We start from the raw sequence: 14080 nt of genomic DNA, 5'->3' as shown, positions 1-14080 counted from the left end.
GGCAGCTTCCTCTACCCCGACCCCGAAGGCGAACAGACCGCACTCGTCGACGCCGCCCACGCCGCCGAACACCGCGCCCAGATCGCACTCAAGGAACGGCAAGGCACCAACGGCAACGGGTCCAACGGCTCGAACGGGTCGAACGGCAACGGGTCCAACGGCCACCACTGACCGTTCGACCGCATGGCAAACGAAGGCCGCCCCGACGGGAGTCGCGGCGGCTTCCGTTTGAGGCGGTGAAACCGGCTAGCGAGACGTTTCGAGTACGTCGCGGAGTTGGCGGAGGAAGTACCACGGAGCGGCGCACATGGCCACCGTGATCGCCCCTGCTACGCCGTACACGGCCCATGCAGCGGTATCGTGATGAGTGGCCATCAGGTAGGTCGCCACCCCGATTCCTGTTGCGGCGGCACCTGTTGCGCCCGCTAGGACCGCCGTGCAGCGCAACCAGATCTGTTCGACCGCGGCGATCGGAAAGCCCACCGGACCTCCGGCTGGCGGGAGCGGATGTCGACGCTGCACAGGCGCGCCGAAGGGTTGCAATCGCTGAGTCACCGATGGGGTGTCACCCGTTTCGGTCCCGTCGTCCGGCGATGCCGGTCGGGAAGCGACATCGGACGACGCCGTCTGCCTGGCCCTCAGGAGTAGCGGAATCGCTCCGATGATCACCGCGGCGGACACGCCGATGACGATGTACAGCAACCAGGGGGTGTCGGAGCTGCCTGCGCTGACCGCATCCGCGTTCGCAAGGTCGACGAGAGCGACCACCGCTGCCACTGCGGTGCCCAACGCGGCGAGCCAGAGTGCGATGGCTGCGATCAAGAGAATGCGGTCAGGTCGATCCGGCGTGCCCGGGCGAGAAGTTCCAGCTGTATCTACGTCATGAGTCATCAACAGCTCGTCTGCCAATCATTGTTCTGTTGCGAGGCGATGGTCTGCCCGTCGCTCGTGGTGATCTGGCAGTTCAACTTGCTCAACCGCAGCAGACTCGACGCCTGTACCGAGCCGAATTCCGACATCGAGATCGGCGTCACCGTCAAGGACCACGGGATGTACACGTTCTGCTGCGTGCGCTGCCGGCCCGACGCATCGGTGTAGGTGACCGAGATGCGGTCCAGCGGCGCCTTGGTTCCCGTCACCGTGTACGTGATGAACCTGGGGCCCGCCGGAGCGGTCGTGGTCACCGGCGGAGGACCCGTCTCAGCAGGCGGCGGTGGCGGCAGCTCCGTCGCCGCAGGAGGGGGCGGAGGCGGCGGCTCCTGCGTCACCGTCACGGTCTCGGGTGGCGGTGGGGGCGGCTCCTCAATGCTGGACGGGGGTGGCGGCGTCGTCGTCGTCTTGATCTCGTCCTGGACCGGCGGCACCGACGTGGTCGTGCTGGTTTCTGGAGTCGCCAGCGTTTCGCTGTCCGTTCGGGTGACCAGTACCGCTACCGAGACGACGAGTGAGATCGCCGCGACGATGGCGACCACGCCGACCACCCAGGGCCATCGTGGTGGGGTCGCGTCATCGTCGTCACCGGCAGTGGAGTCGAAGGTGTCGTAGTCGTACAGGGCGGAGTCCGGCGGCACGTACGGCGCACTGATGAACTGCTCGGATTCGGGCGCGGAGTACGCCCGCGAGTAGATCTCAGTCTCGCCCGTCTTCGACGCCTCCCGAGCCGGTTCGTCCGATTTCGGAGAATCCGGTTCTGGGGGATTCGGCCCGCTCATCTACGCCTGTCCTTTTCGACTGCCCATTCGGCGCGACGTCAGCGTCGGTGTCGTGACTGGCCGTGCCCCGGCAACCCTATCGAACGTGAAGCCGTGGCGGCTCCGATGGCACGGTGCGTCGACCAACTGAGGCCTTTATCGTGACCTTGCGCCCTGCGTGGTCAGTGCTTCTCGGGGCCGGTGTAGTACTCGAACACCAAGCCGGCCGCCGTCGCCAGCACGAAGCAGACACCCGCGACGATCAACCACGGCAACCACAACGCGATTGCGACCGCAGTCACCGAGGCCGACAGGGCGATCAGCAGTGGCCACCAGCTGTGGGGGCTGTAGAAGCCCAACTCCCCTGCGCCGTCTGAGATCTCGGCGTCCTCATAGTCCTCGGGACGGGTGTCGAGCCGCCTCGCGACGAAACGGAAGAACGTACCGGTGATGAGTGACAGGCCCATAGTGAGCACCAGCGCCGTGGTGCCCGCCCACTCGATGCCGCCGTTGGCGTAGATCGCGGTGAGCGTGCCGTACACGACGGCGCAGAGCGCGAAGAACGCGGTCAGGAACTCGAACAGTCTCGCTTCGATGTGCATGAGGTGTCGTCCCCTACTTGCTCGCCATGGGTACCTGCTCGCCGCGGCGCGTTTCGAACGGACGCGTCGTGACCGCCAACTCCGGCAGACCCACTGCTCCGAGCGCGTCGGCGTTCGTCCCGTTCGGATTGTCGATGCGGTACTGGAGGTACGCCTTGAACACGTTGGGCTCCACCACGCGCACCTCGAAGTTCATCATCGAGTGGTACGTGCCGCACAATTCGGTGCACCGACCGACGAAGGCGCCGGTGTTCTGAATCTCGCTGACCTGGAACACGTTGTCCGAGTTGTTGGCCTTGGGCTCCGGCAAGACGTCACGCTTGAACAGGAACTCCGGGACCCAGAAGCCGTGGACGACGTCAGCCGCCGCGAGCTGGAACTCGACGCGCTTGCCCTTGGGCAACACCAGGATCGGAATCTCGTTGCTGGTGCCCATCGTCTCGACCTTGTCGAAGTTGAGGTAGGTGCGGTCCTCGGGGTTCAGACCCTTGATCGGTCCGACGAGTTCCTCGCCGGCGGCGTCGACGCCTTCTGGCCTGGACACCATCGCGTTCTTGCGCGCGGTGTCGGCGCCGTCGTAACTGAGCGTGCCGTCCTTGAAGTCGACCTTCTGGTAGCCGAACTTCCAGTTCCACTGGAAGGCCGTGACGTCGATGACGACGTCGGGATTGGGTTCCTTGTGCAGCATCTTCTCCTGCACGACCACGGTGAAGTAGAACAGCACCGAGATGATGAGGAACGGCACGACCGTCAGCACCAGCTCGAGTGGCATGTTGTAACCGAACTGACGTGGCAGTTCGGTGTCGGTCTTCTTCTTCCGGTGGAAGGCGCTGGTCCAGAAGATCAGAGCCCACACGATCACGCCGACGACCAGCGACGCGATCACGCTGCCGATCCACAACTCACGGCTGAGCTTGCTCTCTGGCGTGATGCCGTTCGGCCAGCCGAGGCCCACGGCCTCAGACCAGCTGCAGCCGCTGAGAAGGAGCGCTGTCCCACCCAGTACGACGGACGACGCCACCAACCGGAACCCGCGAGCGGTCACGTTGGTGCCTCCTAGAAGTGGGTGAAACCAGGCGAATACTACGCAGCGTAGACCACGCCGGAGGGCAGGAGCGAAGCGACCGGGGAATGTCACCAACGCGATCGCAAAATGTCCGAGGGCCGTGGCTCGACACACCTCGCCACTGGCGCATACTGGCGCGGTGTGCGGACTGCTGGCCTACCTACGCGACCCGTCCGCCGACCCCTCCGCCGAGCTGGTGGATGCGGTGTCAGGGGCGGCTCACCTCATGCGTCACCGCGGCCCGGACGAGCCGGGGACCTGGGCAGACGACGGCGCCGCGCCCACCGTGGTCCTCGGCTTCAATCGCCTGTCCATCATCGACATCGCCCACAGCCACCAACCGCTGAGCTGGGGGCCGGCTGAGGAGCCCGGCCGCTACAAGCTGGTCTTCAACGGCGAGATCTACAACTACCTCGAATTGCGGGACGAGCTGTCGTCGCGCCACGGTGTCGAGTTCGCCACCGACGGTGACGGCGAGGCGATCCTCGCCGCGTACCACCACTGGGGCACCGAGGCCCTGCATCGCCTGCGGGGCATGTTCGCGTTTGCGCTGTGGGACAACGTTGATCGGGAGTTGTTCTGCGCGCGCGACCCCTTCGGCATCAAGCCGATGTTCATGGCGACCGGTTCGGGCGGCACGATCGTCGGCAGCGAGAAGAAGTCCCTTCTGGAGCTCGCCCCCGCGGCGGGCATCGACCTCGCCATCGACGAACGCGCCGTGCAGCACTACATCGTGCTGCAGTACGTGCCGGAACCGGAGACGCTGAACCGCGGCGTGCGTCGGCTGGAGTCGGGCAGCTACGCCCGTATCCGACCGGGTGGCGAGCCGGAGGTGACGAGGTACTTCGTGCCACGGTTCGCCGCGGTGCCGTTCGTCGCCGGAGCCGAGCAGGCCCGCTACGACGAGATCACCGCGGTGCTCGAGGATTCGGTGGCCAAGCACATGCGCGCCGACGTCACGGTGGGCGCCTTCCTGTCGGGCGGCATCGATTCGACGGCGATCGCGGCGCTGGCGATGCGGCACAACCCGCGCTTGATCACGTTCACCACCGGCTTCGAACGCGAAGGCTTCTCGGAGGTCGACGTCGCGGTGGCCTCCGCCGAGGCGATCGGCGCGCGCCACGTCACCAAGGTCGTCAGCCAGGCCGAATTCGTGGAGGCGTTGCCCGAGATCGTCTGGTATCTGGACGAACCGGTGGCCGATCCTGCCCTGGTGCCGCTGTTCTTCATCGCCCGCGAGGCGCGCAAACACGTCAAGGTGGTGCTGTCGGGCGAGGGTGCCGACGAGTTGTTCGGCGGTTACACGATCTATCGGGAGCCGTTGTCGCTCAAGGCATTCGACTACGTGCCCGGCCCGCTTCGCAGGTCGCTCGGCAGAGCGTCGCGCCCCCTTCCCGATGGCATGCGCGGCAAGAGTCTGCTGCACCGGGGTTCGCTGACGCTGCAGGACCGTTATTACGGGAACGCCAGGAGTTTCTCCGACGCCCAGTTGCGCGCGGTGCTGCCCGGCTTCCGACCGGAATGGACGCACACCGACCTGACCGCGGCGCTGTACGCCGAATCCGAGGGCTGGGACCCGGTGGCCCGCATGCAACACGTCGACCTGTTCACCTGGCTGCGCGGGGACATCCTGGTCAAGGCCGACAAGATGACGATGGCGAACTCGCTGGAGTTGCGCGTGCCGTTCCTCGATCCCGAGGTGTTCGCGGTCGCGTCGCGACTTCCGTTCGATCAGAAGATCACCAGAGCCACGACGAAGTACGCCCTGCGCCGAGCACTCGAGCCGATCGTTCCCGCGCACGTGCTGAACCGCGCCAAACTTGGCTTCCCCGTGCCGATCCGGCACTGGCTGCGGTCCGGTGAACTGCTCGACTGGGCGTATGCGACGGTGGCCGCGTCACAGACGGACGGGTTGATCGACCTCGCCGGGGTGCGACGGATGCTCGACGAACACCGCAACGGCGCCGCCGATCACAGTCGCCGGCTGTGGACCGTGCTGATCTTCATGCTGTGGCACGCGATCTTCGTCGAGCGCAGCGTGGTGCCCAGCATCAGCGAACCGACCTATCCGGTTCAGCTGTAGCCGGTTCGGCTAGCTCAGCGTTGCGCCGATTTCCCGAGCCGCCTCGGGGCCGTAGGCCTCCGAGAGTCGCTCGACCGCCACGTCGCGGTCCCACGTCCACTCCTGCGGCCCGGTCGTCTCCAGGACCAGCACGGCGACCAACGAGGCCAGCTGAGCCGAACGCTCGAGGCTCAGTCCTGCGGCGCGGCCCGTCAGGAAGCCGGCGCGGAACGCGTCGCCGATGCCCGTCGGGTCGGCCTGATGGGTTTCGGGCACGACACCGACGTGGAGGGTGGTGCCGTCTGCGGACACCAGATCGACGCCGTGGGGCCCGAGGGTCGTCACTCGCAGACCGATCTGGCTCATCACCTCGGCTTCGGTCCAACTCGACTTCTGCAGCAGCAGGTCCCACTCGTAGTCGTTGGTGAACAGGTAGGTGGCGCCGTCGATGAGCTTGCGGATCTCCTCACCGGTCAGGCGGGCCAGCTGCTGGGATGGATCGGCCGCGAAGGCCAGCCCGAGTTCGCGGCACTCCTCGGTGTGCAGGAACATCGCGTCGGGGTCGTTGGCCCCGACGATGACCAGGTCGATGGCGCCGGTGCGCGATGCGACGTCGGCGAGTTTGATGTTGCGGGATTCCGACATGGCGCCCGGGTAGAACGACGCGATCTGGGCCATGTCCTCGTCGGTGGTGCAGACGAACCGCGCGGTGTAGGCGGAGTCGGAGATCAGGACGCTGTCGCAGTCCACCCCGTGGTCGGTCAGCCAGCCTCGGTACTCGTCGAAGTCGTTGCCTGCCGCGCCGACGAGCGCGACGTTGCCGCCCAGCACGCCGATGGCGTAGGCCATGTTGCCCGCCACCCCGCCGCGGTGCATGACGAGATCGTCCACGAGGAAGCTCAGTGACACCTTCTGCAGATGATCGGCCAGCAACTGTTCGGAGAACTTGCCGGGGAACTTCATCAGATGGTCGGTCGCAATGGATCCGGTCACCACAATCGTCACGAAGCGCTACCCCTCATTTCGCTAAACCGTCTATATAAAACTAGCTGGCAGGTCGGTGCGCTAGCCTAACAACGTCATGGCTGGCCCAATTCCGTACCCCGAGTCCCCGCACCCGGAACCACTGCCCCAGCAGTCGTTTCCGAACCCCGGAATGTGGCCGACTGGTCCCCTGCCCTACCCCGGGCAGGTGCCGTCGGCGTACCCGGGCACCCTGCCGCCGCCGGTGAACTATCCGAAGCCTCCGCGTCGCAAGCGCTTCATCGTGGTCGCCGTCGGACTGCTGGTGATCGCACTGGTGGCCGCGGTGGTCGCGGTGATCGTCATGGCCGCCCGCGACGGCGACGGTGGCGCTGCCGCGGTCACCGACGCCTCTGCCACCACCGCCATTCAGGGCTACCTCGATGCGCTCGCGAAGGGCGACGACGAGACGGTGGCTCGCAACAACTCCTGCGGGTTCTTCGACGCGGTCACCGACCGTCGATCGGACATGATGCTCGCCAATCTCACCAGCGAAGCATTCCGCGGGCAGTACGGCAGCGTGGTCGTGTCGAAGATCGACAAGATCGTGACGTGGTCGCCCAATCAGTCGCAAGTGCTCTTCACGATGCGCGCCACACCTGCGGGTCGTAGCCAGGGCGAAGTGGAGCGACAAGGCATAGCCCAGCTACTGATCCAGGGCCCCGAGATATTGGTGTGTTCGTATCTGCCGAGGAACACCGGCCAGTTCTAGCAGGCTAGCGGCGACGGCTCAGTTGAACGAGTCGCCGCAGGCGCAGGAACCGCCCGCGTTCGGGTTGTCGATCGTGAAGCCGGTCTTCTCGATGCTGTCGACGAAGTCGATCGTGGCACCCTGGAGGTACGGGGCGCTCATGCGGTCGACGGTCAGCGTGACACCGCCGAATTCGACGTTGAGGTCACCATCGAGCGACCGGTCGTCGAACGCGAGCTCGTAGCGTAGGCCCGCGCAGCCGCCGGGCTGGACCGCGATGCGCAGGTTCAGGTCGTCGCGGCCTTCCTGGTCCAGCAGCGACTTCGCCTTTGTGGCGGCAGCGTCGGTGAGGATCGCTCCATGAGCGGCGGTGGTAGTCGTGGTCGACTCGTCCTGAACAGTCATTCCTTCTCCCTGTGCATTGTCATGCGTCGGATAGGACAACGGTACCTTGCCGGACCGCTATTCCCGACTCTTGTCGTCTCCCCAACGTGAGGACGTCTGCTGCGCGAGCCCCGTGAGCTGCCGCGCGGCGTCGTCGATCGCGACTTGGACCGAGCCTGCGTAGTCAGTGATCGAGTGCGCGGCGGCGATGCCTGCCTCCCGCAAGGCGCTCTCGTCCAGGGTGACCTGCCCGGCAAGCACCAGTACCGGCGTGTCCCGCGCCCCCTTGGCCAGTGCGCTGACCACCTTGCCGTGCAGCGACTGATCGTCGAATCGTCCCTCACCGGTGATGATGAGGTCGGCGTCCGCCACGTCGCCCGACAGGCCGGTGTGCTCGGCGATGACGGCGGCGCCCGATTCGCGGCGGCCACCCAACGCCATCAGTGCGGCCCCGATGCCGCCGGCGGCTCCTGCGCCGGGCTCGGCACGGACGTCGCGGCCCGCGGCGGCCTCGAGGGCGCAGGCCCAGTCGGTCAACCTCGCTTCGAGCAGTTCGACCGTGGCGGGATCGGCGCCCTTCTGAGGCCCGAACACCTGCGCCGCCCCCCTTTGGCCGAGCAGCGGATGCTCGACGTCGGTGGCGGCGATCAACTCCACCGCCGCCAATCGCGCAACGGCCACGTCGAGCCCGCCGAGCGCTTCGACCATGCCGCGGCCGCCGTCGGTGGAGGCACTGCCGCCGAGCCCGACGACGATGCGTGCGGCGCCCGCCTGCAGTGCGGCGTCGATGAGTTGACCGACTCCCCTGCTGTGCGCCTCGACGGCGGTGTGCACCGTGGGCGCACCGCCGAGCAGAGCCAGTCCGCAGGCCTGCGAGCATTCGACGTAGGCGGTTGCCGAGGCGGCGTGGTAGACCCACTCGGCGGTCACGTCGTCGGTCATTGGGCCGCTGACCAACGCCGAGCGCCGACCACCGAAGCGACTCGCGAGCACGTCGACGAAACCGGGGCCGCCGTCGGACTGAGGGGCGAGCGTCAGCCGGTCGTCGGCACGGGCACGCCGCCAACCGTTGGCGATGGCCTCGGCTGCCTGTACGGCGGTGAGACTGTCGCCGTAGCAGTCGGGGGCGATCAGCACGCGCAGCGCCGGGGCCGTCATTCCCCCACGGTAAGTCCGCGTGGTCGGAGGTGCATGTCGGACGGTGCGGGAACGGAAGTAACCTGGGAGACGTGAATCTGCTGGGTCGCAAGAAGGACAATCCCCCGCCCGAGGAGACCGACGGCCCGTCCGTCGATGGGTTGTCCGACGACGACCGGGACACGGGTGCCCGCGTGACCGCCCCGAAGGGCAGGCCCACGCCCAAGCGCAACCAGACCCGCAATCGCGGTCCGGTGGCACCGGCGCCGATGACGTCCGCGGAGGCGCGCAAGCGCAAGAAGGCCGCCAAGCAGTCGTTGACGAAGGAAGAGCGCAAGGCCGACAAGCTCGTGCGCCGCGCCGCGTCGGCGGAGCGTCGCGAGAAGATGATGGCGGGTGACGACGCCCATCTGCTGCCCCGCGACAAGGGACCGCTGCGCCGTTTCGCTCGCGACATCGTCGATTCGCGTCGCAACCTGCTCGGTCTGTTCATGCCGGCCGCACTTGGGCTGGTGTTCGTGATGTTGTCGCTGCCGTCGGTGCAGATCCAGTACTACGTGCAGTTCGTCATGCTCGGGCTGGTGGCGGTCATGGTGATCGACGGATTCCTGATCGCACGGCGTGTCAACAAGGGTGTCGACGCAAAGTTCCCCGACAACACCGAGAGCGGGTGGAAGCTGGGCTTCTACGCCGCGAGTCGCGCGTCTCAGCTGCGCCGCATGCGGGCGCCCCGCCCTCAGGTCGAGCGCGGCGCGAAGGTCGCTTGAGCCGAGGTGCGCGTCCTCGCGCTCGGCGGCATCAGGTCTGGCAAGTCGCAGTGGGCTGAAGCGACGATCACCCGGGCAGCCGGTCCAGGCGGACACGTTCGCTACGTGGCCACCGGTGCCAACTCAGCTGATTCCGAGTGGACGGCCAGGGTCGCGGTTCATCTAAAACGCCGACCCGACGAGTGGTCGACGGTCGAAAGCACCGATGTGGCAACGCAATTGCGCTCCGAAGACAGCGCCCCCACCCTGGTGGACGACATGGGTGGCTGGCTCGTCGCCGCCATGGATCGCCGGGACGCGTGGACCGGGGGCGCGGTGACGGCCGACGTCGACGACCTCGTGGATGCGGTCGAATCGTTTCGGGGGCCGCTCGCGTTGGTCAGTCCCGAGGTCGGGCTGACGATCGTGCCGGCGACCGAGTCGGGCCGCCTGTTCGCCGATGGGTTGGGCGTGTTGAATCAACGTCTCGCGTCCGTGTGCGATCGCGTCGTACTGGTGATCGCCGGACAGCCCCTGACGGTCAAGGAGCCATCGTGACGGACATGCAGCCGATCCCCGACATCCCCGCCCTCGACGGCGAGGCCGAGGCCGCCGCCCGCACCCGCCAGAGCAGGCTGACGAAGCCGCCCGGCTCGCTCGGCCACCTCGAGGATCTGTCGGTCTGGGTGGCGGCGTGCCAGGGCGCGTGCCCGCCGCACCAGTTCCTGCGTCCGCGGGTCGTCGTGTTCGCGGGCGATCACGGGGTGACCGCAGCCGGCGTGTCCGCCTTTCCGCCCGAGGTGACCGCCCAGATGGTGGCGAACATCGACGCCGGCGGCGCCGCGATCAACGTGCTGGCGGAACTCGCGGGCGCGACCGTGCGGGTGGTCGACGTCGCGGTCGACTCGGACGAACCACTGTCGCAGGCGATCGGCGCACACAAGGTGCGGCGCGGCAGCGGCAACATCGCCGTCGAGGACGCGCTCAGCGCCGAGGAAGCGGTCGCCGCAGTCGATGCGGGCCGGGCGATCGCCGACGAGGAGGTCGACGCCGGCGCCGACCTCTTGATCGCCGGCGACATGGGTATCGGAAACACTACGGCGGCAACGACGTTGATCGCCGCGCTGACGGCCTCCGAACCCGTCGCGGTGGTGGGGCGCGGAACCGGCGTCGACGACGCGGGCTGGGCCCGCAAGACCGCGGCCATCAGGGATGCGCTCCATCGCGCCCGCGACGTATCCTCGGATCCCCTTGGCCTGCTGCGGGTTTGCGGCGGCGCAGACCTCGCGGCGATGGCCGGCTTCTTGGCGCAGGCCGCGGCACGGCGGACTCCGGTGTTGCTCGACGGAGTGGTCGTCACCGCGGCTGCCCTGGTCGCAGACCGGTTGGCCCCCGGGGCGCGTTCGTGGTGGCAGGCCGGACACAGGTCGACCGAACCCGCGCACACGACGGCCCTTCGACACCTGTGGCTGGAACCGATCGTCGATCTCGAGATGCGCCTCGGCGAGGGTACCGGCGCCGCGGTCGCGCTGCCGGTTCTGCGTGCGGCAGTCGCCACCCTGTCGTCGATGGCCACGTTCGACGAAGCACACGTGTCCGACAACGTGCCGTGATCGGTTCTCTCGCATCGGCATTCGCCTTTGCGACCGTGCTCCCGGTGCGCACTCGGCAGCCCTTCGGCCGCGGGGCCCTGACCGCGCTGCCAATCGTCGGCATGGTGCTCGGCGCGGCGGCGGCCGGAGCGGCGTGGGTGGCGGCGCAGTCCTTCGGCGACGGCAATCCCCTGTCGGGCATGGCCGTGGTGGCGGTCCTGCTGTTGGCGACCCGCGGTCTGCACGTCGACGGTTTCGCCGACACGGTGGACGGACTCGGCTGCTACGGGCCGCCGGAGCGGGCGCTGGCCGTCATGCGCGACGGACCGGCCGGCCCGTTCGGCGTGGCCGCGATCGTCGTGACGCTTGTCGTGCAGGGCCTGACGTTCACCATGCTGGACCCGGTCGCGATCGTGGTCGCCGTGGCGGCGGGCCGGGTGGCGGTGGTGGTGGCCTGCCGCCGTTCGGTGCCCGCGGCGCCGGGCAGCAAACTGGCATCGCTGGTCGCAGGCACCCAGCCGCCGTGGGTGGCCGCGACATGGGCCGCCGCCCTCGCGGCGGCAGCGGTCGTGGCGGCCGACCGCCCGTGGCAGGGGCCGTTGGCGGTGGTCGTGGCCCTGGCGATCAGCGTGGTCCTGGTGGCGCATTGCGTACGCCGGTTCGGCGGGATCACCGGTGACGTACTCGGCGCGTGCGTCGAACTGACGACGACGCTCGCCGCGCTGGGTCTGGCGGTTCGCTGACCGTCAGTCGAGTCGGGTCATCCAGTCGTGGGTGTCGGCGAACGTGCCACGCTGAATGCCGGTCAGGGTGTCGCGCAGCGCCATCGTGACCTCGCCCGGCTCGCCGTCGGCGATGGTGAACTCCCCGTCACCGGACTTCACGTGCGAGACCGGGGTGATCACGGCCGCGGTACCGCAGGCGAACACCTCCGTGATCTCACCCGCGGCGGCCTTCTTATGCCACTCGTCGACGTCGATCTTGCGTTCCTCGACGGAGTAGCCCGCATCGGTTGCCAACTGCAGCAGGGAGTCTCGCGTGATGCCCGGCAGCAGGGAACCGCTGAGTTCGGGGGTGACCAGGCGCGCCGTACCGCCGCTGCCGAAGACGAAGAACAGGTTCATGCCCCCCATTTCCTCGACGTAGCGGCGTTCGATCGCGTCGAGCCAGACGACCTGATCGCAACCGTGCTGGGTGGCCTCCGCCTGCGCAAGCAGGGACGCGGCGTAGTTGCCGCCGAACTTCGCCGCGCCGGTGCCGCCCGGGCTGGCCCGCACGTACTCCGTCGACAGCCACACCGACACCGGTTTGATGCCGCCCTTGAAGTACGCGCCCGCCGGGGACCCGATCACCATGTACCGGTACTCGACGGCCGGCCGCACGCCGAGGCCGGGCTCGGTCGCGAAGATGAAGGGCCGCAGATACAGCGACTGTTCACCGCCCGCGGCGGGCACCCAGTCGTGGTCGACGGCGATCAGCTGCCGCAGCGACTCGAGGAACACGTCTTCGGGTAGTTCGGGGATGGCCAGTCGGCGGGACGAGGTGCGCAACCGCGTGGCGTTGGCCTCGGGGCGGAACGACACGATGGAGCCGTCCACCCATCGGTACGCCTTGAGGCCCTCGAAGACCTCCTGCGCGTAGTGCAGCACGACCGCGGACGGGTCCAGTTCGATCGGGCCGTACGGAATGACGGCCGCGTCGTGCCAGCCGCGGCCCTCGACGTAGGCGATCGACACCATGTGGTCGGTGTGGAAGCGGCCGAATCCCGGGTCGGCCAGAATCTCGGCACGTACCTCGTCGCTTGCCGGATTCGCGTCGCGGGCAAGCGTGAACTCGAGGGGGCCGTCAGTCATGAAGCGATTGTATAACCCGTGACTATCGAGTTTTCGCCTCCACGAACGGCGGTGCGACCACCTCGCATTCGAGCGCACGGCCCCTCACGTCGACCGCGACGCGCTGCCCGTCGGTGACGTCGGCATCGACGTCGATGAGGGCGAGCGCGATGCCGAGTTTCAATGTCGGAGAGAAGGTTCCCGACGTCGTCACGCCCACCGGTCGGTCACCGTCGAGCACCGTCATGTCGGCCCGAAGCACCCCGCGCCCGAGTGCCTTCAATCCGCGGAGAAGACGCCGGGGTCCGGCTTGCTTCTCCTCCAGCAGGGCGGCGCGGCCCCAGAAGGCGTCCTTCTTCCACCCGATCGCCCAGCCGCACCGGGCTTGCAGCGGCGAGATGTCCAGCGACAGTTCGTGGCCGTGCAGTGGATAGCCCATCTCGGTGCGCAGGGTGTCGCGGGCGCCGAGGCCGGCGGGTTCCCCGCCCGCCGATTTGACCGCCTCGACCAATGCGTCGAACACCACCGCAGCGCGATCCCACTCGGGCAGCAGTTCGTAGCCGTGCTCGCCGGTGTAGCCGGTGCGGCACACGCGCACGGCCACGCCGCCGAACTCCGCGTCGGCGTAGCCCATGTAATCCATGTCGGTCGGCAGTACCAGGGCGCCGAGCACCTCCGCCGACTTCGGTCCCTGCACCGCGAGCACGGCGAAGGAACGGTGCTCGTCGGTGATGGTCAGCCCGGCGGGCGCCATGGCCTGCAGGGCGGCTACGACGGCCGCGGTGTTGGCGGCGTTCGGCACCAGGAACACCTCGTCGTCGGACACGTAGTAGGCGATCAGGTCGTCGACGACGCCACCGGAGTCGTTGCAGCACAACGTGTACTGCGCCTTTCCGGGTCCGATGCGACGGAGGTCGTTGGTCAGCGCCGCGTTGACGTACTCCGCGGCTCCCGGCCCCACCACCAGGGCCTTGCCGAGGTGGCTGACGTCGAAGAGCCCGACGGCGTTGCGGGTCGCATTGTGCTCGCTGACGGTGCCCGCGTAGGACACCGGCATGAGCCAGCCCCCGAATTCGGCGAAGCTCGCGCCCAGCTCGCGGTGGCGGTCTTCCAGCGGGCCCCTCAGCAGGTTGTCGCTCACGGCCAACAACCCTAGTCCCCGGTCGCTTCGCCGCCCGCCCTGGATGGTGCCGCCGACTTCCTCGCCCGGGCTGCGATTTCGCGGATGTGGCGACCATGGCGCAGAACTCGCGT

At 68.0% G+C, this 14080-nt stretch carries 15 protein-coding genes; 6 read left to right on the top strand and 9 right to left on the bottom strand.

Features of this window, described 5'->3' with window-relative positions:
• Positions 1-246 precede the first annotated feature (246 nt).
• From VET27_RS15960 to ctaC, 4 genes are all read right to left on the bottom strand, one after another.
• Positions 247-891, bottom strand: coding sequence for a DUF2561 family protein (locus VET27_RS15960; RefSeq protein WP_526519787.1), 645 nt, complete (start codon positions 889-891; stop codon positions 247-249).
• Positions 891-1712 carry an MmpS family transport accessory protein gene (locus VET27_RS15955; protein ID WP_526519785.1) on the bottom strand — a complete coding sequence of 274 codons (822 nt, stop codon included), beginning with the start codon at positions 1710-1712 and terminating at the stop codon, positions 891-893. Before VET27_RS15955 ends, VET27_RS15960 begins: the two co-directional genes overlap by 1 nt.
• A 161-nt stretch (positions 1713-1873) precedes the next feature.
• Positions 1874-2293 carry an aa3-type cytochrome oxidase subunit IV gene (gene ctaF / locus VET27_RS15950; protein ID WP_526519783.1) on the bottom strand — a complete coding sequence of 140 codons (420 nt, stop codon included), beginning with the start codon at positions 2291-2293 and terminating at the stop codon, positions 1874-1876.
• A 13-nt stretch (positions 2294-2306) separates the two neighbouring features.
• Positions 2307-3338 (bottom strand): aa3-type cytochrome oxidase subunit II, encoded by a 1032-nt coding sequence (gene ctaC / locus VET27_RS15945; protein ID WP_526519781.1) that lies wholly within the window; start codon positions 3336-3338, stop codon positions 2307-2309.
• Positions 3339-3498: 160 nt separating this feature from the next.
• On the opposite strand from ctaC, the gene asnB reads away from it, so the two are divergent.
• On the top strand, positions 3499-5442 hold the full coding sequence (gene asnB / locus VET27_RS15940; RefSeq protein WP_526519779.1) for an asparagine synthase (glutamine-hydrolyzing): 1944 nt from the start codon (positions 3499-3501) through the stop codon (positions 5440-5442).
• Between the two features lie 9 nt (positions 5443-5451).
• Here asnB and VET27_RS15935 read toward each other — a convergent pair whose 3' ends face one another.
• Positions 5452-6426: a carbohydrate kinase family protein gene (locus VET27_RS15935; protein ID WP_526519777.1), complete on the bottom strand. Its 975-nt coding sequence runs from the start codon at positions 6424-6426 to the stop codon at positions 5452-5454.
• Positions 6427-6502: 76 nt separating this feature from the next.
• On the opposite strand from VET27_RS15935, the gene VET27_RS15930 reads away from it, so the two are divergent.
• Entirely contained in the window at positions 6503-7156 is a 654-nt protein-coding gene (locus VET27_RS15930; protein WP_526519775.1) for an Rv0361 family membrane protein, read from the top strand.
• A gap of 18 nt (positions 7157-7174) precedes the next feature.
• On the opposite strand, the gene VET27_RS15925 is transcribed toward VET27_RS15930, so the two are convergent.
• A complete protein-coding gene (locus VET27_RS15925; RefSeq protein ID WP_526519773.1) occupies positions 7175-7540 on the bottom strand; it encodes a HesB/IscA family protein in 366 nt (121 codons plus the stop codon).
• 57 nt (positions 7541-7597) lie between these two features.
• A complete protein-coding gene (locus VET27_RS15920; protein WP_526519771.1) occupies positions 7598-8677 on the bottom strand; it encodes a glycerate kinase in 1080 nt (359 codons plus the stop codon).
• A 71-nt stretch (positions 8678-8748) separates the two neighbouring features.
• Between VET27_RS15920 and VET27_RS15915 the strand changes: the two genes are divergently transcribed.
• From VET27_RS15915 to VET27_RS15900, 4 genes are read left to right on the top strand one after another with little or no spacing between them, the layout of a single operon-like run.
• A complete protein-coding gene (locus VET27_RS15915) occupies positions 8749-9423 on the top strand; it encodes a DUF3043 domain-containing protein (protein ID WP_526519769.1) in 675 nt (224 codons plus the stop codon).
• 6 nt (positions 9424-9429) lie between these two features.
• Positions 9430-9960: a bifunctional adenosylcobinamide kinase/adenosylcobinamide-phosphate guanylyltransferase gene (locus VET27_RS15910; protein ID WP_526519767.1), complete on the top strand. Its 531-nt coding sequence runs from the start codon at positions 9430-9432 to the stop codon at positions 9958-9960.
• A gap of 5 nt (positions 9961-9965) precedes the next feature.
• Complete coding sequence (cobT, locus tag VET27_RS15905) at positions 9966-11015, top strand: nicotinate-nucleotide--dimethylbenzimidazole phosphoribosyltransferase (protein ID WP_526519801.1); 1050 nt, start codon at positions 9966-9968, stop codon at positions 11013-11015.
• Positions 11012-11737, top strand: coding sequence for an adenosylcobinamide-GDP ribazoletransferase (locus tag VET27_RS15900; RefSeq protein WP_526519765.1), 726 nt, complete (start codon positions 11012-11014; stop codon positions 11735-11737). Before cobT ends, VET27_RS15900 begins: the two co-directional genes overlap by 4 nt.
• 3 nt (positions 11738-11740) lie before the next feature.
• Here VET27_RS15900 and VET27_RS15895 read toward each other — a convergent pair whose 3' ends face one another.
• Positions 11741-12847 (bottom strand): branched-chain amino acid aminotransferase, encoded by a 1107-nt coding sequence (locus VET27_RS15895; RefSeq protein WP_526519763.1) that lies wholly within the window; start codon positions 12845-12847, stop codon positions 11741-11743.
• A gap of 22 nt (positions 12848-12869) precedes the next feature.
• Complete coding sequence (gene gcvT / locus VET27_RS15890) at positions 12870-13967, bottom strand: glycine cleavage system aminomethyltransferase GcvT (RefSeq protein ID WP_526519761.1); 1098 nt, start codon at positions 13965-13967, stop codon at positions 12870-12872.
• Positions 13968-14080: the final 113 nt, after the last annotated feature.

The sequence above is a fragment of the Mycobacterium sp. genome, assembly GCF_035633495.1.
Taxonomy (GTDB): Bacteria; Actinomycetota; Actinomycetes; order Mycobacteriales; family Mycobacteriaceae; genus Mycobacterium.
This window is presented reverse-complemented; position numbering and strand designations above follow the sequence as displayed.

Coding starts and splice junctions, on each gene's coding strand:
- VET27_RS15925 (WP_526519773.1), bottom strand. CDS start 7,540: ATGACTGTTCAGGACGAGTCGACCACGACTACCACCGCCGCTCATGGA.
- VET27_RS15895 (WP_526519763.1), bottom strand. CDS start 12,847: ATGACTGACGGCCCCCTCGAGTTCACGCTTGCCCGCGACGCGAATCCG.
- VET27_RS15930 (WP_526519775.1), top strand. CDS start 6,503: ATGGCTGGCCCAATTCCGTACCCCGAGTCCCCGCACCCGGAACCACTG.
- VET27_RS15955 (WP_526519785.1), bottom strand. CDS start 1,712: ATGAGCGGGCCGAATCCCCCAGAACCGGATTCTCCGAAATCGGACGAA.
- ctaF (WP_526519783.1), bottom strand. CDS start 2,293: ATGCACATCGAAGCGAGACTGTTCGAGTTCCTGACCGCGTTCTTCGCG.
- cobT (WP_526519801.1), top strand. CDS start 9,966: ATGCAGCCGATCCCCGACATCCCCGCCCTCGACGGCGAGGCCGAGGCC.
- VET27_RS15920 (WP_526519771.1), bottom strand. CDS start 8,677: ATGACGGCCCCGGCGCTGCGCGTGCTGATCGCCCCCGACTGCTACGGC.
- VET27_RS15960 (WP_526519787.1), bottom strand. CDS start 891: ATGACTCATGACGTAGATACAGCTGGAACTTCTCGCCCGGGCACGCCG.